Annotated in this window: 22 protein-coding genes; 15 read left to right on the forward strand and 7 right to left on the reverse strand. The window is 70.9% G+C overall.

The window, feature by feature from the left end; genetic code table 11:
- Positions 1–95: 95 nt before the first annotated feature.
- Both ACIGHN_RS19730 and ACIGHN_RS19735 read right to left on the reverse strand, forming a co-directional pair.
- Positions 96–857, reverse strand: coding sequence for an aspartate/glutamate racemase family protein (locus ACIGHN_RS19730; protein WP_082485733.1), 762 nt, complete (start codon positions 855–857; stop codon positions 96–98).
- Between the two features lie 138 nt (positions 858–995).
- Positions 996–1919: a LysR family transcriptional regulator gene (locus ACIGHN_RS19735; protein ID WP_056411267.1), complete on the reverse strand. Its 924-nt coding sequence runs from the start codon at positions 1917–1919 to the stop codon at positions 996–998.
- A gap of 157 nt (positions 1920–2076) precedes the next feature.
- Between ACIGHN_RS19735 and ACIGHN_RS19740 the strand changes: the two genes are divergently transcribed.
- A complete protein-coding gene (locus ACIGHN_RS19740) occupies positions 2077–2895 on the forward strand; it encodes an SDR family oxidoreductase (RefSeq protein WP_396505672.1) in 819 nt (272 codons plus the stop codon).
- Positions 2896–2943: 48 nt separating this feature from the next.
- Here ACIGHN_RS19740 and ACIGHN_RS19745 read toward each other — a convergent pair whose 3' ends face one another.
- Complete coding sequence (locus ACIGHN_RS19745; RefSeq protein WP_396505673.1) at positions 2944–3927, reverse strand: LysR family transcriptional regulator; 984 nt, start codon at positions 3925–3927, stop codon at positions 2944–2946.
- A 168-nt stretch (positions 3928–4095) separates the two neighbouring features.
- Here ACIGHN_RS19745 and ACIGHN_RS19750 point away from each other — a divergent pair, with 168 nt between their 5' ends.
- The 3 genes from ACIGHN_RS19750 (at position 4096) to ACIGHN_RS19760 (ending at position 6716) form a co-directional block, all read left to right on the forward strand.
- Positions 4096–4986: an oxidoreductase gene (locus ACIGHN_RS19750; protein ID WP_056171047.1), complete on the forward strand. Its 891-nt coding sequence runs from the start codon at positions 4096–4098 to the stop codon at positions 4984–4986.
- Between the two features lie 170 nt (positions 4987–5156).
- Positions 5157–6161: an SDR family oxidoreductase gene (locus tag ACIGHN_RS19755; protein ID WP_396505674.1), complete on the forward strand. Its 1005-nt coding sequence runs from the start codon at positions 5157–5159 to the stop codon at positions 6159–6161.
- A gap of 111 nt (positions 6162–6272) precedes the next feature.
- Positions 6273–6716, forward strand: coding sequence for a hypothetical protein (locus tag ACIGHN_RS19760; protein WP_396505675.1), 444 nt, complete (start codon positions 6273–6275; stop codon positions 6714–6716).
- Between the two features lie 99 nt (positions 6717–6815).
- Here the strand turns inward: ACIGHN_RS19760 and ACIGHN_RS19765 are convergent, their stop codons facing one another.
- Together ACIGHN_RS19765 and ACIGHN_RS19770 are read right to left on the reverse strand one after the other, a co-directional pair.
- Positions 6816–7352, reverse strand: coding sequence for a hypothetical protein (locus ACIGHN_RS19765; RefSeq protein WP_396505676.1), 537 nt, complete (start codon positions 7350–7352; stop codon positions 6816–6818).
- A gap of 23 nt (positions 7353–7375) precedes the next feature.
- Positions 7376–8170, reverse strand: a complete 795-nt coding sequence (locus ACIGHN_RS19770) for an NIPSNAP family protein (protein ID WP_396505677.1) — start codon at positions 8168–8170, stop codon at positions 7376–7378.
- Positions 8171–8357: 187 nt separating this feature from the next.
- Here ACIGHN_RS19770 and ACIGHN_RS19775 point away from each other — a divergent pair, with 187 nt between their 5' ends.
- The gene (locus ACIGHN_RS19775) at positions 8358–9371 is read left to right on the forward strand and encodes a helix-turn-helix transcriptional regulator (protein WP_396505678.1); all 1014 of its coding nucleotides are present in this window, start codon (positions 8358–8360) and stop codon (positions 9369–9371) included.
- Between the two features lie 69 nt (positions 9372–9440).
- Here the strand turns inward: ACIGHN_RS19775 and ACIGHN_RS19780 are convergent, their stop codons facing one another.
- Both ACIGHN_RS19780 and ACIGHN_RS19785 read right to left on the reverse strand, forming a co-directional pair.
- Positions 9441–11060, reverse strand: a complete 1620-nt coding sequence (locus ACIGHN_RS19780; RefSeq protein WP_396505679.1) for a methyl-accepting chemotaxis protein — start codon at positions 11058–11060, stop codon at positions 9441–9443.
- Between the two features lie 304 nt (positions 11061–11364).
- On the reverse strand, positions 11365–12012 hold the full coding sequence (locus ACIGHN_RS19785; RefSeq protein WP_396505680.1) for a TetR/AcrR family transcriptional regulator: 648 nt from the start codon (positions 12010–12012) through the stop codon (positions 11365–11367).
- Positions 12013–12112: 100 nt separating this feature from the next.
- Between ACIGHN_RS19785 and ACIGHN_RS19790 the strand changes: the two genes are divergently transcribed.
- From ACIGHN_RS19790 to ACIGHN_RS19835, 10 genes are all read left to right on the forward strand, one after another.
- Positions 12113–12541 carry a VOC family protein gene (locus ACIGHN_RS19790; RefSeq protein ID WP_056411656.1) on the forward strand — a complete coding sequence of 143 codons (429 nt, stop codon included), beginning with the start codon at positions 12113–12115 and terminating at the stop codon, positions 12539–12541.
- 8 nt (positions 12542–12549) lie between these two features.
- On the forward strand, positions 12550–13209 hold the full coding sequence (locus tag ACIGHN_RS19795) for a glutathione S-transferase family protein (RefSeq protein WP_396505681.1): 660 nt from the start codon (positions 12550–12552) through the stop codon (positions 13207–13209).
- A 68-nt stretch (positions 13210–13277) separates the two neighbouring features.
- Positions 13278–13763: a DUF1579 domain-containing protein gene (locus ACIGHN_RS19800; RefSeq protein WP_396505682.1), complete on the forward strand. Its 486-nt coding sequence runs from the start codon at positions 13278–13280 to the stop codon at positions 13761–13763.
- Positions 13764–13858: 95 nt separating this feature from the next.
- Positions 13859–14227, forward strand: coding sequence for a DUF1428 domain-containing protein (locus tag ACIGHN_RS19805; protein WP_056171024.1), 369 nt, complete (start codon positions 13859–13861; stop codon positions 14225–14227).
- 289 nt (positions 14228–14516) lie between these two features.
- Positions 14517–15602 (forward strand): pirin family protein, encoded by a 1086-nt coding sequence (locus ACIGHN_RS19810; RefSeq protein ID WP_396505683.1) that lies wholly within the window; start codon positions 14517–14519, stop codon positions 15600–15602.
- Positions 15603–15767: 165 nt separating this feature from the next.
- The gene (locus ACIGHN_RS19815; protein WP_396505684.1) at positions 15768–16241 is read left to right on the forward strand and encodes a peptidylprolyl isomerase; all 474 of its coding nucleotides are present in this window, start codon (positions 15768–15770) and stop codon (positions 16239–16241) included.
- Positions 16242–16323: 82 nt separating this feature from the next.
- Positions 16324–16860, forward strand: coding sequence for a prolyl hydroxylase family protein (locus ACIGHN_RS19820; RefSeq protein ID WP_396505685.1), 537 nt, complete (start codon positions 16324–16326; stop codon positions 16858–16860).
- A 346-nt stretch (positions 16861–17206) separates the two neighbouring features.
- Entirely contained in the window at positions 17207–18841 is a 1635-nt protein-coding gene (locus ACIGHN_RS19825; RefSeq protein WP_396505686.1) for an S-layer protein, read from the forward strand.
- Between the two features lie 340 nt (positions 18842–19181).
- Positions 19182–20759 carry a sensor histidine kinase gene (locus ACIGHN_RS19830; RefSeq protein WP_396505687.1) on the forward strand — a complete coding sequence of 526 codons (1578 nt, stop codon included), beginning with the start codon at positions 19182–19184 and terminating at the stop codon, positions 20757–20759.
- Complete coding sequence (locus ACIGHN_RS19835) at positions 20744–22150, forward strand: sigma-54-dependent transcriptional regulator (protein WP_396505688.1); 1407 nt, start codon at positions 20744–20746, stop codon at positions 22148–22150. Before ACIGHN_RS19830 ends, ACIGHN_RS19835 begins: the two co-directional genes overlap by 16 nt.
- The last annotated feature ends 288 nt before the right edge of the window (positions 22151–22438 follow it).

Genomic DNA, 22438 nt, shown 5'->3' on the forward strand with positions numbered 1-22438 from the left:
GAAGCGCAGACCTTTGCGGCAGCCAAAGGCGTCGCGCTGTGCCGCGCGCCCACGCGGTCGTGCGTTGAAGTGAGCCGGACCCGGGGAGCTATCGCTCAGTGGCCCGCCACAGCCCTGCGCAGCGCTGCGCGCGCCAGCAGCCGCGTCGAATCCAGCGTGGGCAGGGCCGAGTTCGCGTCGCTGAGGATGAGCGGGATCTCGGTGCAGCCCAGCACCACCGCGTCGCAGCCCTCGTCGCGCTGCATGCGCGCGATGACCTGCTGAAACGTCGCCACCGACGGCGCGCGGATCACGCCGGGCACCAGCTCGTCCATGATGATGCGGTTGATCTCGCTGCGCTCGGCCTCGGCGGGCCTGACCCAGGCCAAGCCCTGTGCAGCCAGGGCGTCGGGGTACACGCTGCTGTCCACCAGCCAGCGGGTGCCCGTGAGCGCCAGGCGCTGGTAGCCACGCGCCGCGGCCTCGGCGGCCACCACCTGGGCAATGTGCAGCCAGGGCAGCGGTGAATGCGGCTGCACCCGGTCGAACGCCTGGTGGATGGTGTTGTCGGGGCAGATCAGAAAGTCCGCGCCCGCCCGCGCGAGCTTGTGGGCCGACGCCAGCATCAGGTCGGCCACGCCCTGCAGGTCGCCGCGGTCCAGGCAGTCCACGTAGTCGGCCAGCGAGGGCGTGTGCATCGACACCTCGGGGTGCGCGTGCGCACGGCCCATCAGCGCTGCGCCTTCGGTGCACAGCGTGCGGTAGCACAGGGCCGCACCTTCGGCGGAGCAGCCCACGATGCCGATGTGCAGCGGCTTTGCGCGCGCGTGTGCCGGGGTTGGCAAGGGGGTGTGGGGGGCGGGCGTGGATGCGGTCATGCGGCGGCGGGCACGGTGGCCGGGTGGGCGACGGGGAGGCCTCCATGATGCCAGCCGCGCCAGCCGCGCCAGCCGCGCCATCCGCCACCTGCCCAAGTCAGCGCAGCGCCGTGCTGCCCGTGCCTGGCCGGTGCGCCGTCAGTCGCCCCGCACGCGCTGCGCAAAGCCGCGCTGCGCGAACTGCTCGACGATGAAGTCCACGAACACCCGGGTGCGCGCGGGCAGCAGCTTCTTGCTGGGGTAGTACAGCGAGGTGGGGCCCGAGTCGGCCCACCAGCCGGGCAGCACGCGCACCAGGTCGCCGCGCGCGAGCCAGGGCTGCGCAAACGGCATGGGCAGCACGGCCATGCCCAGGCCCATCATCGCGGCCTGGCACATGGCCTCGGGGTCGTCGAAGACGATGCGCGGGCGCAGCTCCGCAGGGGCCGCATCGCCCGCCTTGTTGCGCAGGGTGGTCACCTGCACGCGCCCGGTGCGGATGGTGCGGCGTGCAATACCGTCCCAGCGCGCCAGGTCGGCGGGGTGGCGCGGCGCACGCCGGCCGCGCAGCAGCGCGGGCGCGGCCACCACCACCAGGTGGATCTGCCCCAGCGTGCGCGCCACCATGTCGGGGTTCAGGTTGAGGCCGCCGCCAATGCCCGCGTCGAACCCCTCGCCGATCAGGTCGACCTGCCGGTTCTCGAAGCGCCAGTCCGGCTGGATGGCCGGGTAGCGCTGCAAGAACTCATCGAGCAGCGGCACCAGGTAGGCCCGTCCGAACGCCAGGCCCATGCTGACCTTGAGCGTGCCCGCCGGCTGCCCGTCGGCCTCGGCCGCGTGTGCCACCGCGTCGGCCAGCGTGCCCAGCGGCTCGCTGATCTGCGCCAGCAGCCGCTGCCCGCCCTCGGTCAGCGCCAGGCGCCGCGTGCTGCGCTGAAACAGCCGCACCCCCAGGCCGGCTTCGAGCCGCGCCACGTTCTTGCTCACGGCCGCAGGCGTCAGGCCCATGAGCCGCGCGGCGGCCGAAAAGCTGCCGGACTCGGCGGATTTGACGAAGGATTCGAGGTGGCTCAGGGGCTGCATGGTGGGTCTCGGTGTGATGTGCCATTTTCAACCAGGGGTTGAAATAAATACAGCCCATTCATGGCTACCGCCAATGCAATGGTTTGCCGACACTGCAGGTGTTTCGCGGCTTCCACAGCCGCTCTTTTGCAACCCCCTGATTTCCCTGGAGAACACCATGACCAGCACCTCTAGCCCTGTCTCTGCCCCTGCTTCCGTGCAGCCTTCATCGTCCCCCGCATTCACCGCGGGCGTTTTGGCCGGCAAGGTGGCGTTCGTCACCGGCGGCTCGCGCGGCATCGGCGCGGCCATCGTGCGGCGCCTGGCGCGCGACGGCGCTGCGGTGGCCTTCACCTACAGCAGCTCCGAGGCGCCGGCCCAGGCCGTGGCCGCAGCGATCGAGGCCGCCGGTGGCCGTGCGATGGCCTTGCGCGCCGACAGCACCGATGCCGCGGCCCTCACAGCGGCCATCGACAACGCCGCCCGCACGCTGGGCCGCATCGACATCCTGGTCAACAGCGCCGGTGTGGCGGTGGCGGGCGAGATCGACAGCTTCTCGCTGGCGGACTTCGACCACACGGTGAACGTCAACGTGCGCGCCGTGTTCGTTGCCACGCAGGCCGCCGTGCGCCACATGGGGCAGGGCGGCGCCTACGGCCGTGTGATCACCATCGGCAGCACCAACTCCGACCGCATTCCATGGGCGGGCTTCAGCGTGTACGGCATGAGCAAGGCCGCCATCGTGGGGCTGACCAAGGGCCTGGCGCGCGACCTGGGGCCGCGCGGCATCACCGTGAACAACGTGCAGCCCGGGCCGGTGAATACCGACATGAACCCGGCCGACGGCCCGCTCGCCGGCAACATGCATTCGATGATGGCGCTGGACCGGCACGCGCACCCCGACGAGATCGCGGGCATGGTGGCCTACCTGGCGGGGCCCGAGTCGGGCATGGTCACGGGTGCCAGCCTGCTGATTGACGGCGGCTTCGCGGCCTGACCGGCGTGACCAGCCTGAGCGGCCCGTGCATCGCCCGGTGCGCTACCGTCACTGCGCCGGCTTGCGTGCGCGGGGCTTTTTCTGGACTGCCGGGCCGTGGGCCGCCAGCTCCTGCGGCGTGAGGGTGTAGGCCGGGTTGCCCGCCACCATCTCCACCGCCAAGTCGATGAAGGCCCGCACCCGCGCGGGCAGCGCGGTGCGGCTGCCGTAGTACGCGTACAGCGCCAGGTGCTGCGCCACGTGCTGGGGCAGCAGCGGCACCAACTGGCCGCTGCGCACCAGCGGCGCTGCGGTCACGCCCACCAGCTGGCCCACCGCGTGGCCGCCCACCACGGCGCGCGCCTCGACCTCGATGTCGTTGGTGCAGAACGCGGGGTGCACCGTGCGCGCCACGATGTCGTCGCCCACCTGGAACTCCCACGGCATGGGCTTGCCGGTGGACGGGTGCCGAAACCCGCTGCAGCGGTGCTGCGCCAGGTCGTCGATGCTGGCAGGCGCGCCGTGGCGGGCGATGTAGGCGGGCGCGGCGCACACGATGAGCTGCAGGGTGATCAGCCGCCGCGCGACCACGCCGCCCTCGGGCGGGTAGCCCGAGCGAAAGCCCACGTCCACGCGGTCTTCCACCCAGTTGCCGATGCGGTCGTCCAGCTGCACATCGGGCTCCACCCGCGGGTGGCGGCGGCAGAACTCGTGCAGCACCGGCCAGATCACCTCCAGCACGATGGAGCGCGGCGCCGCAATGCGCAGCGGCCCGGCCATCTCCTCGCGCCCGCGCCGGGCGCCCTGCACTGCGTGCTGCAGCGTGGCCAGGCCCGGCTGCGCCGACGCCAGAAACTGCCGGCCCTCCTCGGTCAGGCTCAGGCTGCGCGTGGTGCGGTGGAACAGCCGCACGCCCAGGTGCGACTCCAGCTGCACCAGCAACTGGCTGGCCGCCTGGGGCGTGATGCCCTGCGTGGCGGCGGCCTGGCGCAGGCTGCCCAGCTCGGCGGCCTTGGCGAAGTTGGCGATGGCGCGCAGTTCATTGATGGCCATGGTGGGCAGGCATTGTGCGGTTCGGGTGCGGGGTGAGTGTGTGGTGGATTGGCAAGCAATGCTTGCGAATGAATCCAGAGATTATGGGCTAGTCGCGTGGCAATGACGTGCCTAGAGTTCACGGCCATGGGCACCGCCCATTGCTCAACACCACCTCCAGGACCTGCCATGACTTCCACCACAGCCACCACCACCCATTCCTCGTATCCCCGCGTCTGGATGATCACCGGCGCCTCGCGCGGCATCGGCGCGCGCATTGCCGAGGCCGCGCTGGCCCAGGGCGATGCCGTCGTCGCCACATCGCGCAGCGCCGCATCGGTCGAACAGCGCCTGGGCGCCCGCGACGCGCTGCTGCCCCTGGCGCTGGACGTGACCGACGAAGCCCAGGCGCAGGCCGCCGTGCAGCGCGCGCTGGCGCACTTCGGCCGCATCGATGTGCTGGTCAACAACGCTGGCTACGGCCTGCTGGGCGCGGTCGAAGAAGCCACCGCCGACGAGGTGCGCCGCCTGTACGACACCAATGTGTTCGGCCTGCTGCACGTGACCCGCGCGGTGCTGCCCGCCCTGCGTGCACGCCGCGCCGGGCACGTGGTCAACATCTCGTCGCTGGGCGGCGTGCAGTCGGCCGCGGGGTTCGGCGTGTACTGCTCGACCAAGTTCGCGGTCGAAGGGTTGACCGAGGCCCTGCACGCCGAGCTCGCGCCGCTGGGCATCCACGCCACGGTGGTGGAGCCCGGGTACTTTCGCACCGAGTTCCTGGACGGCAGCTCGCTGGCCGTGTCGCCCCAGGTGATGGACGACTACGCCATGAGCGCCGGCGCCGTGCGCGAGGCCGCGCGCCGCATCAACCTGAACCAGCCCGGCGACCCGGTGCGCCTGGCCCAGGCCATCATGCAACTGGTGGCCAGCCCCACGCCCCCGCTGCGCCTGCCGCTGGGCACGGACACGCTGCAGACCATTGCCGACAAGCACGCGTTCGTCGAGCGCGAAACCGCGCAGTGGCGGGCGGTGGCGGCGTCCACGGACTTTCCGGCAGAGACGGCATTGCGCGCGGCTTGACGCAGTCCGCATGCACGGCGCGGGCTGGGCGGCGTGCGCCCCGCCCGCCGCATCGGGTGGGGGTTCTGGCAACCGTCCTACAGCGGCGCGGCAGCGCGTGGATTACAACCGGACATCGTTGTTGTCCATGCCCTGCCGACACACCGGCCGGCGCTGATCCCCCTTCTGCCATGGCATCTCCATCCCCCGCTTCTTCCAACGCCTTCCGTACCGCCAGCGCCCGGGTGGCGCCGGTGGTGGTCATCACCGGTGCCTCCAGCGGCATCGGCCACGCCACCGCGCTGGCCTTCGCCCGCCGCGGCGCGCGCCTGGTGCTGGCCGCCCGCAACCCCGACACCCTGGCCCCCGTGGCCATGGCCTGCCGCGAGGCCGGCGCCAACACCGCGCTGGGCGTGCCCACCGACGTGACCGACCCCGACGCCGTGGCCCAGCTGGCCGATACCGCGCTGCGCCACCATGGCCGCATCGACGTGTGGATCAACGGCGTGGGCGTCGGAGCGGTGGGTCGGTTCGACGAGACACCGGTGTCATCGCACCGCCGCGTGCTGGAGGCCAATCTGCTGGGGCACCTGCACGGCGCACATGCAGCGCTGCGCCACTTCCGCGAGCGCGGCGAGGGCACGCTGATCAACATGATTTCTGCGGGCGGCTGGATCCCGTCGCCGTATGCGGCCGCGTACACGGCCAGCAAGTTCGGGCTGCGCGGCCTGTCCGAGGCGCTGCGGGCCGAAGTGTCCGACCTGCCCCGGGTGCATGTGTGCGATGTGGCGCCCACCTTCGTCGATTCGCCAGGTCTGTCGCACGGCGCCAACTACACCGGCCGCAACCTGCAGCCCCGCATCCCGATGCTGGACCCGCGCCGCGTGGCCGACGCCATCGTGGCGCTGGCCGACAGCCCCCGGGCGGTGACCTGGCTCGGCGCTGCCGCCGTGCCGGGCCGCGTGGCCCACACGCTGGCGCCGGAGCGCCTGGGCGCGGTGATGCGCTGGGTGACCGAGCGCGCCCTGGGCAGCGCGCGCGCCGTGCCGTCCGGTGACGGCAACCTGTTCGAGCCCTCGCGCGGCACCGCCATCGACGGCGGCCAGCGCCGCGCGCAGCGCCACAGCCTGGGCCTGGTGGCCGCACTGGGCGCCGCAGGCCTGGCCCTGGGCGTGTGGGCGGGCCGCCGCCGTTGATGATGATGATGGGGACGACCCAGCGCAGATAACGAAACCCAGCGCAGCGGCTCTGGCCGGCCGCTGCAACGACGCCCGCAGAGTTTTTACAGCCGCTCCAAGGAGCTTGCCATGCCGGATTCCATCCCCCTGTCGTCGGCGCCCGTTGCGGCACCGGTCGCTCCCGCTGTTCCCACTGCCCCTGCTGCGCCTGCTGCGCCTGTGGCTGCTGCGGGCAGGGCCGCGGTGCCCTTCGTGCTGTATGCGGTGCGGGGCCGCGTGTACGCCAGCAACGTGAAGAACAAGCTCGTGGACCTGGGCCGCCTGTCGCACGACGGGGCCGATGGCACGTATGCCTATCTGCTCGATGGCGACAAGGCCACGGGCAGCGGGTTCGCCGATGCGCAGGCGGCGCTGGCGCACATCGCGCAGACGACCACCTTCCTCTTCCTGGACGGCCAGTTCACCGCGCTGGAGGACCTGGGCGGTGCCGACCGACCCGACATCGCCGATGTACCGCAATTGTCGGTCGCGCTGGAGCGCCCGGGGCGCGGCGATACGGCGGTGTCGAGGTAGCGAACGAGCTTCGGCCGGGGCACTGCCAGGCCACCGCCAGGCCGCGCCCGGCATCGGCCAGGGGGACTGTCTGGCACGGCGGCCTGCAGCGCGGCGTGTTCACACCGGCCGCGAGAACTCCATCACCCAGTTCACTTCCCAGGTGCCGCCACCGTCGCCTGAAAACGCCTGCTGCCAGCGCGGCGTCGGCGTGCCGGTCCGGGTCCATTCAAAGCGCACCTGCACGGGGCGGCCGTCCAGCAGTTCCTGGCCTTCAAAAATGCCCACGCCGTTGTCGAAGCCGCCCACCACCGGCGGCATCAGCAAACCCGTGGCGGCATCAAGCCCGCCGGTGGTGTTGTCCAGCCAGTAGATGCTCCAGCGCTGCGCGGCGGGGCTGAACACCCGCAGCGTCATGCCCACGAAGCCGGGCTTCCAGGCCAGCGGCACAAAGTCGTCGCAGTTGCCGATGCCGCCGGGCAAGGGCCGTGCATGGCCGGTGGCGTCGAACACCTCCCAGTCGTTGCAGCCCGCCAGACGCCGCACCAGCCGCGTGTTGCGGATGCGCCAGGGGCCCATGAGGAAGTCGAAGTCGCGCGCGGCGCTGGGCGCCACGGCGGGCGAGGGGATGGTGATGAGGTGGGGTGTCGTGGCCATGGTGGTGCTCCGGTGAGGCCGCTTCAGGCGTGCAACGCGCTGCGCGCCGTGGGCTGCAGCCGCAAGGACTCGGGCGCGCGGGCCAGCCAGGGCGCCAGGCCCGGCGCGACGCCGCGCTCCCAGGCGCCGCTGGTGGCAAACGCCTGCGCCGCCGATTCGCTGCCGAACAGTGCCAGTGCCAGCAGCACATGCTCGCCTTCGCGCACCGGCAGGCGGGGAAAGGTGTTGGGGCTGGTCTCGGTGCAGTACCACGCCACCTGCCGCGCGCCGCTGCGCTGCAGCAGGGGCGCCATGCGGTGGCGGCAAAAGTCCAGCAGCGCGGGCGTGGCGGCCTCGTGCAGGTGGAACACGGTGGCCGCCAGCAGGCCGGGGGCTGCGCCGCTGGCGACGGCGGCACCCGGTGCGGGGCGCGGGTGCTGGGGCAATGCCGCCGCGGCGCCGGGCCAGGCGGGGCGCAGCAGCAGCACGTTGTCCGAGTCGATCATGGTGGCGTTGGCGGCGCTGCGGTGCGCCGCCCAGGTGGGCCCGCCGTAGAAGGCTTCGAGCGCCTGGCGCCGGGCGGGCATGCTGGCAAAGCCGCGCAGCCAGACGAACAGGTCGGGCCGCTCCAGGTCGCGGAACTGGCCCAGCACGCGCATGCCCTGGGCCTCCTGCGTCTCCACGAACTCGCGGTCGAACAGGTCGATGAGCACGTCGCGCTGGTGCGGGTGCAGCGTGTACTGGCGCAGCTCGACGATGGCGCATTCGTCGGCGGCAGCGGGCGGGGCGGCGGTGGCGGAGGTGTCGGGCGTCGTGGCGGTGAGGGTGTCTTCGGGCATGCGGGCTCCTGGTGGAAATGGCGGGTGAAAGGCGTTGAAAGGCAACCAGGGCCGCAGTCTGCGCCCGCATACCTGCCACCGCATGGCAGGTATTTCGGCTATCTTTGCGATGCCTGTTTCTGGCGGGGTGCGGCCGGCCGTTCGGCCCGCCGGTCCCCGTCACGCCACCGACCTCATCGATCCACCCATGCGCGCCAGCCGCCTGTTGTCCCTTCAGATGCTGCTCGAGACCCAGGGCCGCATGAGCGCGACCGTGCTGGCCGATGCGCTGGAGATCTCGGTGCGCACGCTGTACCGCGATGTGGACCAGCTGAGCGCGGCGGGCGTGCCCATCTACGCCGAGCGCGGGCGCCACGGCGGGTTCGCGCTGCTGCCGGGCTGGAAGACCACGCTCACCGGGCTCACGCCGTCGGAGGCGCAGGCCGTGTTCCTGAGCGGCCTGCCCGGCCCCGCGCAGCAGCTGGGGCTGGGCGACGAGGTGGAGGGCGCGCGCCTGAAGCTGCTGTCGGCCCTGCCCGCAGCCTGGCGCGAGGACGCCCAGCGGGTGAGCACGCGCCTGCACCTGGACCCGGTCGACTGGTACCGCGAGAGCGACCCCACGCCCCACCTCGCCACCGTGGCCGCCGCCGTGTGGAACGGCCACCAGATCACGATGCGCTACGTAAGCTGGGCCGACACCGTGCAGCGTACCGTGAGCCCGCTGGGCCTGGTGCTCAAGGCCGGTGTCTGGTACCTGGTGGCGCTGCCTGCCGCCCGGGCAGGGGGCGATGCCCCGGCGCGCGGCGAGGGCGGGCCGCGCACCTACCGCGTCTCCAACATCCTGGCGGCGCAGGCGCTGGAGGCGGCGGTGCGGCGCCCGGCGCGGTTCGACCTGCCCGCGTATTGGGCGGCATCCATCGAGCGCTTCGAGTCTTCGCTGTACACCGGCGAGGCCACGCTGCTGGCCACGCCGGCAGGCCTCAAGGGGTTGCGCATGCTCAGCAGCGCGGTGGCGCGGGCGGTGGCAGCGGCGCCGGCCTCACGCCGGCAGGACGGGCGGGTGGCGGTGACGGTGCCCATCGAATCGGTGGAGCATGCCTGCGGCCAGTTCATGCGCCTGTCGCCCCAGGTCGAGGTGGTCAAGCCCGCCGCGCTGCGCCGCGCGCTGGTGGATCGGTTGCGCCGCACGGCAACGCTCTATGGCCTGTCGGTCGATGGGTAATAGGGTGCTATTAAATTTGTAGCTGATAGCGCTGGATGGTCGCGCGGTAGAGGCCGAAAAGATTCTGAATCAGGCCGCGAGCAGTGCCGGTGCGGGATGCGCGTGCGTCAGCTGAAAGCGGGTTTCCACGCGGAACACGGCCACCGATTGCACGAGCCCGTGGGTCTGCTGGTTCAGGGTGTGCGCGGCGGCGGCCATCTGCTCCACCAGGGCCGCGTTCTGCTGCGTGGACTGGTCGAGCTCGGCCACGGCGCTGCCGATCTGGCTGATGCCGGTGGTCTGCTCGCGGGTGGCGGCGCTGATCTCGCCGATCAGGTCGGCCACGCGGTGCACTTCGCCCACGATCTCCGTCATGGCCGAGCCCGCGGTGGTGACCAGGGTCGAGCCGGTCTTGACCTTGTCCGCACTGGCTTCGATGAGCGACTTGATCTCCTTGGCGGCCTGGGCGCTGCGCTGCGCGAGCGTGCGCACCTCGCTGGCCACCACGGCAAAGCCGCGGCCTTGCTCGCCGGCGCGCGCCGCCTCGACCGCAGCGTTCAGCGCGAGGATGTTGGTCTGGAACGCGATGCCGTCGATCACGCTGGTGATGTCGGCGATGCGGCGCGAGCTGGTGGCGATGTCGTTCATGGTGGTGACCACCTGGGCCACCACCGTGCCCCCGTTTTCGGCGGCGGCGCGCGCGGAGGATGCGAGCTGGCTGGCCTGCTGCGCGGTGTCGGAGTTCTGTTGCACGGTCGCGGTCATTTCTTCCATGGACGCGGCGCTCTGCTGCAGGCTGCGCGCCTGCTGTTCGGTGCGGTGGGACAGGTCGGTGTTGCCCGTGGCGATCTCGCGCGAGCCCGCTTCGATGGCGGTGGCCGCGGCGCGGACCTGGTCCACGATGCCCGCCAGCGCCGCCTGCATGCCGCCCAGCGAGGCGAGCACGCTGTCGGCCGGCGCTGCCGCGCCGCCGGGCACCGGGCCCAGGTCGCCCGAGGCCACGCGGCGGGCCGCGGCGCTTAGTTCCACGGGGTCGGCGCCCAGGGAGCGCATGAGGCTGCGGTTGATCAGCAGCGCCAGGCCCACGGCCGCAGCGATGGCGACGAGCGCCACCGCCACGAGCGCCAGGCGGTTGTCGCTGTAGTGTTCAGCGGCGATGCGGATCTCCTGCGCGCCCGACGCGGTGATGAGCTGCGTGTACTGCGACGTGGTGGCGATGAGCTGCTGCAGCAGCGGCTGGCATTCAGCGTTCATCTTGACCGTGGCCTCGTCCTTCCTGCCGGCAAGCGCCAGGGCCACGATGTCGAGCGCCACCGGGCCGTAGCGGCTTTCGATGGCCTCGAGCTTCTCGAACAGCGCGCGCTCGCCGGGCTCGACGTGCGTGCCGCGGGCCAGTGCCGCGCGCAGCTGGGACATCCCGTCCTGCACCCGCTCGTGCGCCGCCTTCACGGCGGCGGTTTCCATCGCGATGTCGGACGCACCGGTGAGCAGGATCAGGTTGCGCGCCGAGATCGCCCGTGCGCTGGCGGCGGCGTGCACATCGCGCGCCAGGCTGCCGCGGGTGAATTCGTTGCCGACGAAGCTCTGGAACTCGGCCTGTGCGCCGCCCAGGCTGCGCAGCGACAGGATGGAGACACCGATCAACAACGCGATCAGTACAAAAAATGCCATCGTCAGTTTCTGGGTGACGGTTTTGCTGTGGAAGTTCATGGTGGTGCTCAAGGGGCGCTGCAACGGTCACATCGGCGTGCGGCTCCCGGGGGACGCACTGGCGGTTAGCGGCTTTGTGACCAATTGGTTTGGTTTGTGACTTTTGGTTTCAATATGTGAATTATTGGTACGCAGGCAGCGCGGCTGTGTAGGCGAACTTCGACAACCCAGTCTAAAAAGGGGGCATCGGGTGGCAATGCGAGGGGGTGCAGGCCCCTTTGAGCGGTCCCTGGCCGCAGCGAAGGGGCCGCCTCCAGGCGATGCGGGTCGGAGGGAGGGTGGGCTGCGCCGTGTGCGCCGCGGTCTACAGCCCGCGCTCGACCATGTCCAGCAGCCGCTGGCCCAGGGCGTCCAGCATCGGCTGCGGCGTGCCCCGCAGCGGGCCGTCGATGGCCAGCAGCGCCATGCCGTGCACGGTGGACCAGGCCAGGTACTCCGCGCCGGGGCGGCGCTCGGCGGGCAGCGCGCCAGCGGCCACCAGGTCATCGAGCGCCGCACTCAGGTGCTCGAAAGGGTTGAGCCCCGTGGCGCCGCCCATGGCCGGGTCCGGGTCGTGCTGCACCGTGAAGCGGCCGCCGAACGCCGTGCGGAACAGCCCGGTCTCGGCGTGCGCAAACCGCATGTAGCCCGCGCCCACGGCGCGCACCCGGGCGTGGGCCTGCTCGGTGGGCGTACCGGTGGCGGGCACCCGGGACAGCTCGGCCTCCATTAAGCGCGCGGCCGAGGCCACGGCGGCGGCGCGCACGGCATCGAGCAGATCGTCGCGGTTGGCGAAATGCCGGTACGCCGCGTTGGGCGCCACACCCGCGCGGCGCGTGGCCTCGCGCAGCACCACCGCGTCGGGGCCGCCCTGGCGGGCCAGCTCGATGCCGGCATCCAGCAGGGCGCGGCGCAGGTCTCCATGGCGGTAGGTGCTTCGTGCGGCCGGGGTGTTGCGGGTGCTTACGTTCATGGGTGGGGCAGATGTGGACACTGTCCATTATCTCTGGTATTGTTTGTGGACGGTGTTCACAATTGCGCGCCGCACCCCACACGACCCCAAGGAGACCGCCATGAAGATCGAGCCGTACCTGATGTTTGAAGGCCGCTGCGAAGAAGCCCTGGATTTCTACCGAAGCGCCCTGGGCGCCCAGGTGACCACGCTCATGCGCTACAAGGACAACCCCGACCCCGCCGCCGGCCCGGGTTGCGCCGAGGGCGGCGGGCCCGGCCCCACGCCGGAGATGGTCATGCACGCCGCGTTCACCGTGGGCGAGACGCAGCTCATGGCGTCCGACGGCATGGGCTCGGGCAAGGCCAGCTTCCAGGGCATCTCGCTGGCCCTGAGCCCTGCCGACGAAGCCGAGGCCCGGCGCTACTTCGATGCGCTGGCCGACGGCGGCCAGGTGCAGATGCCGCTGACCAAGACCTTCTTCTCCAAGGCCTTCGGCATGGTGGCCGACCGCTTCGGCGTGTCGTGGATGGTGGTGGCACCCGAATGAGCGCGCCGATGCTTGCCCTCTACGGCCACCCCTTTTCGTCGTACACCCAGAAGGTGCTGACCGCGCTGCATGAAACCGGCACACCGTACGAGCTGCGCAATCTCGACCCCGCCGCGCCGGGCGGCCACGCCGCCGAGTGGCTGCGCCACTGGCCGTTGGCGATGTTCCCGGTGCTGGTGGACGGCGAGCGGACGGTGGTGGAGAGCAGCATCGTGATCGAGCATCTGCAACTGGCCCACCCGGGCCCCGTGCGCCTGATACCGCTCGACCCGAAGGCCGCGCTGGAGGTGCGGTTCATGGACCGCTTCTTCGACCTGCACGTGATGGCCCCGGTGCAGCAGGCCGTGAGCGCGGCGCTCACCGGCGACCCGGCCCGCCGCGCAGAGGGCGTGGCCGCGGCGGCCGACAAGCTGCAAAAGGCCTACGCGTGGCTGGAAGGCGAGTGGGGCGGCCGGACCTGGGCCGCAGGCGCCGATTTCACGATGGCGGACTGCGCCGCGGCACCCGCGCTGTTCTACGCCGACTGGACGCATCCCATTGCCGACGCCTGCCCCATGCTGCGCGCCTACCGGGCCCGGCTGCTGGCCCGCCCATCGTTTGCGCAGGCGGTGGACGGCGGTCGCCCCTACCGCCACTACTTTCCGCTGGGCGCACCCGACCGCGACTGAGTGAAGCCCGTGCCACCTTCCCCCCCATCCTCCATCCCAGCATTGACTGAACCCATAAGGAGACCGCCATGATGAACACCGAACCCCACGCCATGCACCGCTGGCTGCAGCAACTGCTGGGCGACTGGACCTGCACGTCCGACTGCGACATGGGGCCCGACCAGCCCGCCGAAACGGGCACCGGCACAGAACACGTGCGCGCGCTCGGCGACCTGTGGGTCATCATGGAAGGCACAGGCACCATGCCCGGCGGTGGCGGCGAGGCGCGCATGCAGATGACGCTGGGCTATGACCCTGAGCAGAACGTGTTCCTCGGCACCTGGGTCGGCTCGATGATGACCCACATGTGGGTGTACCGCGGCACGCTGGACGCGGGCCAGAAGGTGCTCACGCTAGAAACCGAAGGCCCGAGCTTCAAGGGCGATGGCGCCACGGCGCGCTACCGCGACGTCATCACCCTTGTCGGCCCCCGTGAACGCACGCTCACCTCGTTCGGCCAGCAGCCGGACGGGAGCTGGAAGCAGTTCATGCAGGCGACGTACCGTCGCAAGTGATGGCAAGGCGGGCTCCGGTCCGCCGGGCCGGGTGAATACAGGATGAGACGCCCCAGGTGGGCACTTCGAACAGTCAACCTCACAGGAGTCAGGATATGTCTTACATCGATGGTTTCGTGATCGCGGTCCCCACCGCCAACAAGCAGAAATTCATTGAGCACGCACGCCAGCTCGACCCGATATTCATCGAGCTCGGCGCTCTGCGCGTGATCGAAGGCTGGGGCGATGACGTCCCCGACGGCAAAGTCACCGATTTCCGCCGCGCGGTCCAGGCGACGGCCGAGGAGACGGTGGCCTTCTCGTGGATCGAATGGCCGGACAAAGCCACGCGCGATGCAGGCATGAAGAAGATGATGGAAGACCCGCGCATGGACCCCTCCACACCCGGCAACCCGCCCATGCCGTTTGATGGCAAACGCATGATCTTCGGCGGCTTCGTACCGGTGGTCGAGGTGAAGGCCTGAGCCGCTGTCGCAGTCGTGCCGCCCGGGCCCGGGCCATGGGACGAGAAGGGCGACCATCACGATGGCTGTCCTGATATCAAAACCATAGCTATCTGCGCTTGCCAGACAAGCGCTGGAGCCGAATTTTGTCAAATATCTCCGGCATGGCTGGGTGAGCCGCCAAGCCCCCACTGTCCCGCCCGGCGCACCGCACTGTCCTATCCGCCGCACTTCTGTTCAGGCACCATGGGCTCCATATTCGACAGGCAACCGTCCGATAGTGGCGGTGCACAACACGAGGAGCCCCCTGATGTCGTCGTCCACCCCTGCCACCACCGCCACGCTGGTCCCCATCGTCCGGGCCCAGCTGCTGGGCCCGCAGTGGCCCACCATGGACCCGTTTCTTTTCTGCGCCCACCACGACGATGCCTACCCCGCGGGCAACGCCGCGTTCGGCCCCGCCGTGCCGGTGGAAGACCGCCAGATCGGCAGCGACTTCAGCGGCAAGGACGGCTGGAGCATGTACCACGGCGACACCGTGCCCGGTTTTCCCGGCCACCCGCACCGCGGCTTCGAGACCGTGACGCTGGTGCGCAAGGGCCTGATCGACCACTCCGACTCGCTGGGTGCGGCTGCGCGCTTTGGCGGCGGTGACGTGCAATGGGTCACGGCCGGCAAGGGCATCGTGCATTCCGAGATGTTCCCGCTGCTCAACGCCACCGAGCCCAATCCGCTGGAGCTGTTCCAGATCTGGCTGAACCTGCCTGCCAAAAACAAGATGGTGGAGCCGCACTTCACCATGCTGTGGGACGAGCGCATTCCGCGCCTGGTGCACAACGACGCCGCCGGCCGCGCGACCACCGTCACCGTGGTGGCGGGTGCGCTGCCCGGCGCGCCCGACCCCCTGGCGCCGCCGCCCGAGTCCTGGGCCTCGCAGCCCGAGGGCGACGTCGCCATCTGGACGCTGCGCATGGACCCGGGCGCCGAGTGGACCCTGCCCGCCGCGCAGGGCGAAGGCACGCAGCGCATGCTGTACTTCTTCGTCGGCGACAGCCTGCGCGTGGGCCCGCAGGACGTGGACCGCCACGCCGCGCTGCAGGTGCGCGCCACCGAGGACTGGCTGCTGACCAACACCGGCCCCACCACCGTGGAATGCCTGGTGCTGCAGGGCCGCCCCATCGGCGAGCCCGTGGCGCAGTACGGCCCGTTCGTGATGAACACGCAGGCCGAGATCATGCAGGCCATGAACGACTACCGCCGCACCCAGTTCGGCGGCTGGCCCTGGGACGACCAGGACCCTGTGCACGGCACTGAAGCCCGCCGCTTTGCGCGCTACCCCGGCCAAGCCCAGGAAGAGCGCCCGGGCGAGGACGCCGCAGCGGCGGTGCAGGCCTGAACACCTTCGCCCGGTGGGTCGCCGGGGGTGCCCGGCAGGCGCCGGGCGGCTCGTGGACAATCCAGGGTTTCGACGCGCGCAGCGCTGCCAGGGGTTGGTGCCCGCTGGCCGACCGCTGCGCTGCGCCCTCTTTTTTAGACACCCAGACGAAAGCGCCAGCGAGCCATGACCACCATCACCAAAGACTCCGCCGTCACCATCACCTACAAGGTGACCACGCCCCAAGGCAAGCCGCTCGATGCCGGCAGCCTGGCCTACCTGCATGGCGGCTATGACAACATCTTCCCCAAGGTCGAAGCCGCACTCGAGGGCCAGGCCGTGGGCTTTGCCACCACGCTGCCACTGGCGGTGGAAGACGCCTTCGGCGTGCGCGACGAAGGCCTGGTGCGCACCATCCCCAAGAGCGAGTTCCCGCCCGGCGTGAAGGTCGGCGGCCAGCTGCAGGGCGTGGGCTCCGACGGCCAGCCCGCGGTGTTCAACGTGGTCAAGATCAAGGGCCCCGAAGTCCACTTGGACGGCAACCACCCCCTAGCCGGGCAGGCGCTCACCTTCAGCTGCAAGGTCACCGCAGTGCGGGCCGCCAGCGCCGAAGAGATTGCGCACCGCCACGTGCACGGCGACCACGGTCACCAGCATTGAGACCGGTCATCTGACACCACACCCGCACCGCACCGCACCGCACCGCACCGCACTGCACTGCACTGCACTGCGCCGCATCCCCATGCGCCTCATCCGTCACTCCGAGCGGGCCTTTTCGCTGCAGGACTTCCTGTCCGCCGATGAGTGCGCGCAGCTGGTCGACCTGGCCGAGGCGGGCGGCTTCAGCGCCGCGGGCGTGCGCACCACCGGCGGCCCCAAGGCCATGCCCCTGGTGCGCAACAACGAGCGCGTGATGGTCGAGGCACCCGAGTGGGTGCAACTGCTGTGGCAGCGGCTCGGCCAGGTGGCCCTGCCCGCCGTGGGCACGCAGGTGGCGCAGGGGCTGCCCAAGGACCTGCGGTTCTACAAATACGCCCCCGGCCAGCGATTCAAGATGCACAAGGACGGCCCGTGGATGGAGTCGGGCCTGACCAGCCAGCTCACGCTCCTGGTGTATCTGAACGACGACTTTTCCGGCGGCACCACCGACTTCCGCGAGTTCGCCGTGGCACCGCGCACGGGCAGCGCGCTGCTCTTTGTCCACGACACCTGGCACGAAGGCACCGCCGTCACCGAGGGCACCAAGTACGTGCTGCGCTCGGACGTGCTGTACGGCTGAGGCCTGGGGCGCCCGGCCCCGATCCCTCAGCGCCTGCCACCCGCACCACTGGCCCCGACGGCCCGGTTTCGGCTGCCGCAGCTTGCGCTGAAGTGCGGCGCGCGCTCCCCATTTCCTGTTGAAGGTGCCTGTGGTTTCAGTATCGCAGTGTGTGTGTCAGGGCGCGCCAGCACCGTCCGAAAACACGCCTGCCCATAGGCGCGCAGCGCTTGAAGAGTGCCTTTTTCAACGCTGAAAGAGCCTCCCGACGGCGTCACGGAACGTTCATATGCCCTGCCTATAACCACGCGCTGTGCGGGCTCCATGGCGGACTGGCCCGACCGCCACTTCACCATCCCTTTGATTCATGAACTCCCCATTCCCATCCCGCGTCCCCCCTGCGCGCCGCGCGCCCCTGGCGTCTGCTGCCGTCCTTTCCCTGCTGCTGCTCGGCGCGTGCGGCAGCTCCGGCGACGGCACGCCGGCCGCTGAACCCGGCCGCTGGACCACCGGCGACCTGCACGTCCACACCGTGCAGTCCGACGACTCGCGCACCACCCAGACGCTCGACTTTGTGCTGGGCAAGGCGTTCGGCACCTACCACCTGGACTGGATGTCGCTGAGCAACCACCTGCGCTCGTCCAAGTACGACCACGCTGCCAACCCCCTGCCGGCGCCCAAGGCCTTTGCCTACGGCATGGAGGCCTACGAGATGCCCCGCGTGGCCGCACTGCAGGCCGCGGGCACCTACGCCGACAAGACCATCTTCTCGGCCTTCGAGTGGGACATGCCCACGCGCGACCACGTCAACGTCGGCATCTTCGAAGGCAGCCCCACCTTCAAGACCTCGGCCAGCGCGGCCAAGGAGTTCCAGTACCGCTTCACCACGGGCGACGAGTCGCTGTTCGATGCGGCCGACGTCGCGCGGTGGAAGGCGCAGTTGCCCGAGCGCTACAACAAGACCGGCGAAGACGCGATGAAGGCCATCGCCTGGCTCAAAGACAAGCACCCGAGCACCAGCTACGCCACCATCAACCACCCCTCGCGCAACCCCGGCAAGTACACGATCGCCAACTTCCGCGAGATGCACGACCTGGCGCCCCGGATCGTCTTCGCGATCGAAGGCATGGTCGGCAACCAGCTCGAACCCGACCGCGGCGGCTACACCTCGGCCTACATCGACGCCAACAAGCCCAACCGCACCTACGGCGGTGTCGACTACGTGGTGGCGCAGCTGGGCGGCACCTGGGACGCGCTGCTGGGCGAAGGCCGGCGCATCTGGAACATCGCCAACTCGGACTCGCACTTCGAGATCGACGCCAACAACAACAGCAGCGGCTACTACCCGGGCGAATACGCCAAGAACTACGTCTGGCAGACCAAGTCGCAGTCGCAGGCCGGCATCGCCGGCGTGGTGGACAGCCTGCGCGCGGGCCGCAGCTTCGGCGTGTTCGGCGACCTGATCAACGGCCTGGACTTCAACGCCACGGGCGCCGAGGGCACCGCCACCATGGGCCAGGACCTCAAGGCCACCAAGGGCGAGACCGTCACCGTGCGCATCCGCTTCAAGAGCCCGCCGGTCAACAACTACCAGCGCCCGGTCAGCAGCGGCAACCTGGGCAACATGACGCCCAAGGTGGACCACATCGACCTGATCGCGGGCGACGTGGGCCCCCGGGCACAGCCCGGCACGGCCGCCTACCAGCAGGCCACGAACGCGAGCACCCGCGTCGTCAAGCGCTTCACCGCGGCGGACTGGACGCAGGAGAGCGACGGCTACTACGCCATGGAGATCACTCTGCCCGCGGCCAAGAGCCAGTACTTCCGCCTGCGCGGCACCAACCTGGGCGAGAACGTCGCGGGCCTCACGCTCCAGGGCGAGCCGCTGGCCGACCAGCCCGTCAAGACCGCCGACGCGGCCACCCGGCACGACCAGATCAACGACCGCAACTACGGCAACCTGTGGTTCTACTCGAACCCGATTTTCGTGTCGGTGCGCTGAGGGTGCTGGCAGCTCTGTGGGCTCTGGCCGCCATCCAGCGGGTCTGCGGGCGTTGACGGCGGGCGTCCGAACCTCGCCAAAAGGCTTGGGCGCACAGCAGGCTGTGACGCTCGGGTGCATAGCCCTGGCGCTGGCTGCCTGTAGGCGCCTTGCCCCACGCTTCTGGCCCTTTTGCCCCACGCGCCGCGGGCCCTGGCTTGGGTACGATGGCTGCCGGGTCGCTTGCCCTGCTTCCTGAGTGCTCTCAGGCGCTGGCGCAGCCCCTCGCAGCTTCCATTGCTGGTCTTGATCGTCGAACTCATCGAACGCGAACCCCGCCACCCTTCACCGCCCGCCTGCCATGAGATCGCTCCGAAGCCAGCTGGTTTTCTTCTGGGTCCTGTTGTTCGCCATCTGCGCCACGCTGGCGGTGGTGATGGTGTCGGTCTACCGGGGCAGTGCCGGTGCCCAGCTGGCGGCCGGCCGCACGGCGGCCGAGCGCTCGTGCAGCGCCATCGCCGCACGCTACGCGCGGTCGGTGCCGCAGCCCGCGCCCGCGCAGCCGCAGATCGACCTGCTGCAGGTGCTGCTGCAGCTGGTGCTGATCGAGGTGCCGCATGTCGAGGGCGGCGTGTGGCAGGCCCAGGGCGGGTTCCTGGCGTATGCCTACCCCACCTACGAAGGCAGCGGCGTCAAGCGCGACGTGCCTGCGGCCGAGCAGCCGCTGATCCTGGAGATGGCCGAGCTGGCCGCCCGCACCCGCCAGCCCCAGACCGACGTGGTGCGCGGCAGCCGCGAGGCGCTCATCGTCACCGCCTGCCCGCTGGCCGCGCCGGGCAACGACCTGGCCGCCTGGACCATGACGCGCACCCATGCGGGCGCGCTGGCGGCCGAGAACAGCCTGCGCATCGGCCTGGCGGTGCTGCTGGTGGCCGTGCTGGCCTCGGGTGGTTGGCTGGGCCTGATCCTGCTGCGCGGCCTGCGGGCGGTGCAGCGGCTGGAGGCGCGCCTGGCCGCCGCCGAGGGTGACGCGGTGCCGGTGCTGGAGCTCACGGGCGTGCGCGAGATCGACCGCATCGTCGACGGCTTCAACCGCTACCGCCTGCGCTTCGAGGAAACGCGGGCCCAGCTGCGCGCCGCCGCCCAGCAGCGCAGCCGCGACCAGCGCCTGGCCGCGCTCGGCCGCATGACCGGCGGCCTGGCCCACGAGATCCGCAACCCCATCGCCGCGATGCGCCTGAAGGCCGAGAACGCACTGGCCGCCGCGCCCGAGCGCCACCCGGCGGCGCTGCGCGCCATCCTCGGCCAGATCGAACGGCTGGAAGGCCTGGTGCAAAGCCTGCTCGCGCTGGTGCAGCCCTTGAACCTGGCATCCCGGCGCATCGACCTGCCCGCGTGGCTGCAGGAGCGGCTGGAGGCCGCCGCCCCCCGCGCCGCCGGGCGCGGCGTGGCGCTGGTGCTGCGGCCCGGCGCCCCCGCACAGGCCGAGTTCGACCCGCAGCACGTGGGCCGCGCCATCGACAATCTGCTCGACAACGCGGTGCGCCACGCGCAGCAGGGGGGCACGGTCACGCTGGGTGCCGTGGTGCAGCCTGCCGACCGCCTGGTGCTGCAGGTGGACGACGACGGCCCCGGCGTGCCCGAGGCGCTGCAGGCGCGGCTGTTCGAGCCCTTTGCCACCGGCCGCGCCGACGGCACCGGCCTGGGCCTGGCGCTGGCGCGCGAGGTGGCGCTGGCCCATGGCGGCGACCTGCACCATGTGGCGTTGGGCGGCGCCACCGCCACGGCCTCCACCGAAGCACCCGAAGCACCCGAAGCACCCGAAGCAATCGACGCCCCCGCAGCGCCCCACCACGATCCCGCAGGCGCCACGCCGCCTGCCGCCGCGCCGCCCCGCGGCACCCGCTTTGCACTGGAGCTGCCATGGCACGCCTCTTGATCGTCGACGACGACGACGCCTTCCGCGAAACCCTGGCCGAGACGCTGGAGGGCCTGGGCCACACGGTGGACCAGGCCGCCAGCGGCGATGCAGCGCTCGAAGGCATGCCGCGCCAGCGCTACGACGCCGTCTTTCTGGACCACCGCATGCCCGGCATGGATGGCCTGCAGACCCTGGCCGCGCTGCAGGCCCGGCTGCCCCGCCTGCCGCCGGTCATCGTGCTGACGGCGTATGCCAGCGGCGCCAACACCATCGACGCGATGCGCCTGGGCGCCTTCGACCACCTGACCAAGCCCATCGGCCGCGACGCGGTGATCGAGGTGCTGGCCCGCGCGCTGCGGCAGGAGACGGCGTCGCCCGACACGGCGCGGCAGCTCACCCACGGCGCGGAGGACAGCCGCGATGGCAACGATGACGAGAACACCCTCGTCGGCCCCAGCCAGGCGATGCGCGAGGTGCACAAGCGCATCGGCCTGGCGGCGGCCAGCCACGTGCCGGTGCTGGTGCTGGGCGAGACCGGCACCGGCAAGGACATGGTGGCGCGGGCGCTGCACCGGCATTCGGACCGCGCCCACGCGCCCTTCGTCGCGATCAACTGCGCGGCCATTCCGCCCGAGCTGCTGGAGAGCGAGCTGTTCGGCCACGTGCGCGGCGCCTTCACCGGCGCCACCGGCGACCGGCCCGGGTGCTTCCGTGCGGCCGACGGGGGCGTGCTGCTGCTCGACGAGATCGGCGACATGGCGCTGCCGGTGCAGGCCAAGATCCTGCGCGTGCTGCAGGCGGGCGAGGTGACGCCGCTGGGCAGCCACCGCACGGTGAAGGTCGACGTGCGCGTGGTGGCCGCCACCCACCACGACCTGGCCGCCGCGGTGCGCGCCGGGCGCTTTCGCGAAGACCTGTACTACCGGCTCGACGTGCTGTCCATCCGCGTGCCGCCGCTGCGCGAGCGCCTGGCCGACATCGTGCCGCTGGCCGAGCATTTCCTGCGGCTGGCAGCGGGCCACGGCGTGCCCAAGGCGCTGTCTGCCGACGCGGCGCAGGCGCTGCTGCAGTACCGCTGGCCCGGCAATGTGCGCGAGCTGCGCAACCGCATGGAGCGCTGCCAGGCGCTGGTGCGCCACACGGTGATTAGCGCGGCGGACCTGCAGGGCGACGTGGCACACGGCCCCGCGCCCACCGATGCCCATGCTGTGGGCGCGGAAGGCGCCGCCAGCGCATTGCCCGCCGACTGGTTCGACACCGAGCTGCCCGTGGCGGTGGAACGGCTGGAGCGGCTGCTGATCGAGCAGGCGCTGCAGCGCGCCCAGGGCAACCGCGCCGAAGCCGCGCGGCGCCTGGGCATCCACCGGCAGCTGCTGTACCGCAAGCTGTCGCAGTACGGGCTGGAGTAGCGATGGCGATGAACGCTCCGCGCGCGCGGCCGGCAGCCTGCGCGCGCCGCCAGTGCGGCTACAAGCTGTCGCCGTCACGCGCCCAGGTGTCTCATCCGCGGACACCGCCTGTCCGCATTGCATCCACGCCAACGTGCCTGGCAGCCCGGCCGCCCTGTACGGGGCGGCGTTCGTGCAGTGTTGAACAGCGGGCACGGGTCTTGAGTGCCACACCACTTCCTGCGCGCTGCACGCACTGGCCATTGGGCTGGCACTGTGACCGGCCCATGCCTGCCTCTGTGTCCGCCG

This window comes from Acidovorax sp. NPDC077693 (genome assembly GCF_044542805.1).
Lineage (GTDB): Bacteria > Pseudomonadota > Gammaproteobacteria > Burkholderiales > Burkholderiaceae_C > Acidovorax.

Excerpts from the sequence above, each read along its gene's own strand:
- ACIGHN_RS19735 (WP_056411267.1), bottom strand. The coding sequence starts at position 1,919 with ATGCAGCCCCTGAGCCACCTCGAATCCTTCGTCAAATCCGCCGAGTCC.
- ACIGHN_RS19805 (WP_056171024.1), top strand. The coding sequence starts at position 13,859 with ATGTCTTACATCGATGGTTTCGTGATCGCGGTCCCCACCGCCAACAAG.
- ACIGHN_RS19785 (WP_396505680.1), bottom strand. The coding sequence starts at position 12,012 with ATGAACGTAAGCACCCGCAACACCCCGGCCGCACGAAGCACCTACCGC.
- ACIGHN_RS19730 (WP_082485733.1), bottom strand. The coding sequence starts at position 857 with ATGACCGCATCCACGCCCGCCCCCCACACCCCCTTGCCAACCCCGGCA.
- ACIGHN_RS19810 (WP_396505683.1), top strand. The coding sequence starts at position 14,517 with ATGTCGTCGTCCACCCCTGCCACCACCGCCACGCTGGTCCCCATCGTC.
- ACIGHN_RS19760 (WP_396505675.1), top strand. The coding sequence starts at position 6,273 with ATGCCGGATTCCATCCCCCTGTCGTCGGCGCCCGTTGCGGCACCGGTC.
- ACIGHN_RS19770 (WP_396505677.1), bottom strand. The coding sequence starts at position 8,170 with ATGCCCGAAGACACCCTCACCGCCACGACGCCCGACACCTCCGCCACC.
- ACIGHN_RS19795 (WP_396505681.1), top strand. The coding sequence starts at position 12,550 with ATGCTTGCCCTCTACGGCCACCCCTTTTCGTCGTACACCCAGAAGGTG.
- ACIGHN_RS19830 (WP_396505687.1), top strand. The coding sequence starts at position 19,182 with ATGAGATCGCTCCGAAGCCAGCTGGTTTTCTTCTGGGTCCTGTTGTTC.
- ACIGHN_RS19835 (WP_396505688.1), top strand. The coding sequence starts at position 20,744 with ATGGCACGCCTCTTGATCGTCGACGACGACGACGCCTTCCGCGAAACC.
- ACIGHN_RS19825 (WP_396505686.1), top strand. The coding sequence starts at position 17,207 with ATGAACTCCCCATTCCCATCCCGCGTCCCCCCTGCGCGCCGCGCGCCC.
- ACIGHN_RS19750 (WP_056171047.1), top strand. The coding sequence starts at position 4,096 with ATGACTTCCACCACAGCCACCACCACCCATTCCTCGTATCCCCGCGTC.
- ACIGHN_RS19780 (WP_396505679.1), bottom strand. The coding sequence starts at position 11,060 with ATGAACTTCCACAGCAAAACCGTCACCCAGAAACTGACGATGGCATTT.
- ACIGHN_RS19815 (WP_396505684.1), top strand. The coding sequence starts at position 15,768 with ATGACCACCATCACCAAAGACTCCGCCGTCACCATCACCTACAAGGTG.
- ACIGHN_RS19775 (WP_396505678.1), top strand. The coding sequence starts at position 8,358 with ATGCGCGCCAGCCGCCTGTTGTCCCTTCAGATGCTGCTCGAGACCCAG.
- ACIGHN_RS19755 (WP_396505674.1), top strand. The coding sequence starts at position 5,157 with ATGGCATCTCCATCCCCCGCTTCTTCCAACGCCTTCCGTACCGCCAGC.
- ACIGHN_RS19790 (WP_056411656.1), top strand. The coding sequence starts at position 12,113 with ATGAAGATCGAGCCGTACCTGATGTTTGAAGGCCGCTGCGAAGAAGCC.
- ACIGHN_RS19800 (WP_396505682.1), top strand. The coding sequence starts at position 13,278 with ATGATGAACACCGAACCCCACGCCATGCACCGCTGGCTGCAGCAACTG.
- ACIGHN_RS19820 (WP_396505685.1), top strand. The coding sequence starts at position 16,324 with ATGCGCCTCATCCGTCACTCCGAGCGGGCCTTTTCGCTGCAGGACTTC.
- ACIGHN_RS19740 (WP_396505672.1), top strand. The coding sequence starts at position 2,077 with ATGACCAGCACCTCTAGCCCTGTCTCTGCCCCTGCTTCCGTGCAGCCT.
- ACIGHN_RS19745 (WP_396505673.1), bottom strand. The coding sequence starts at position 3,927 with ATGGCCATCAATGAACTGCGCGCCATCGCCAACTTCGCCAAGGCCGCC.
- ACIGHN_RS19765 (WP_396505676.1), bottom strand. The coding sequence starts at position 7,352 with ATGGCCACGACACCCCACCTCATCACCATCCCCTCGCCCGCCGTGGCG.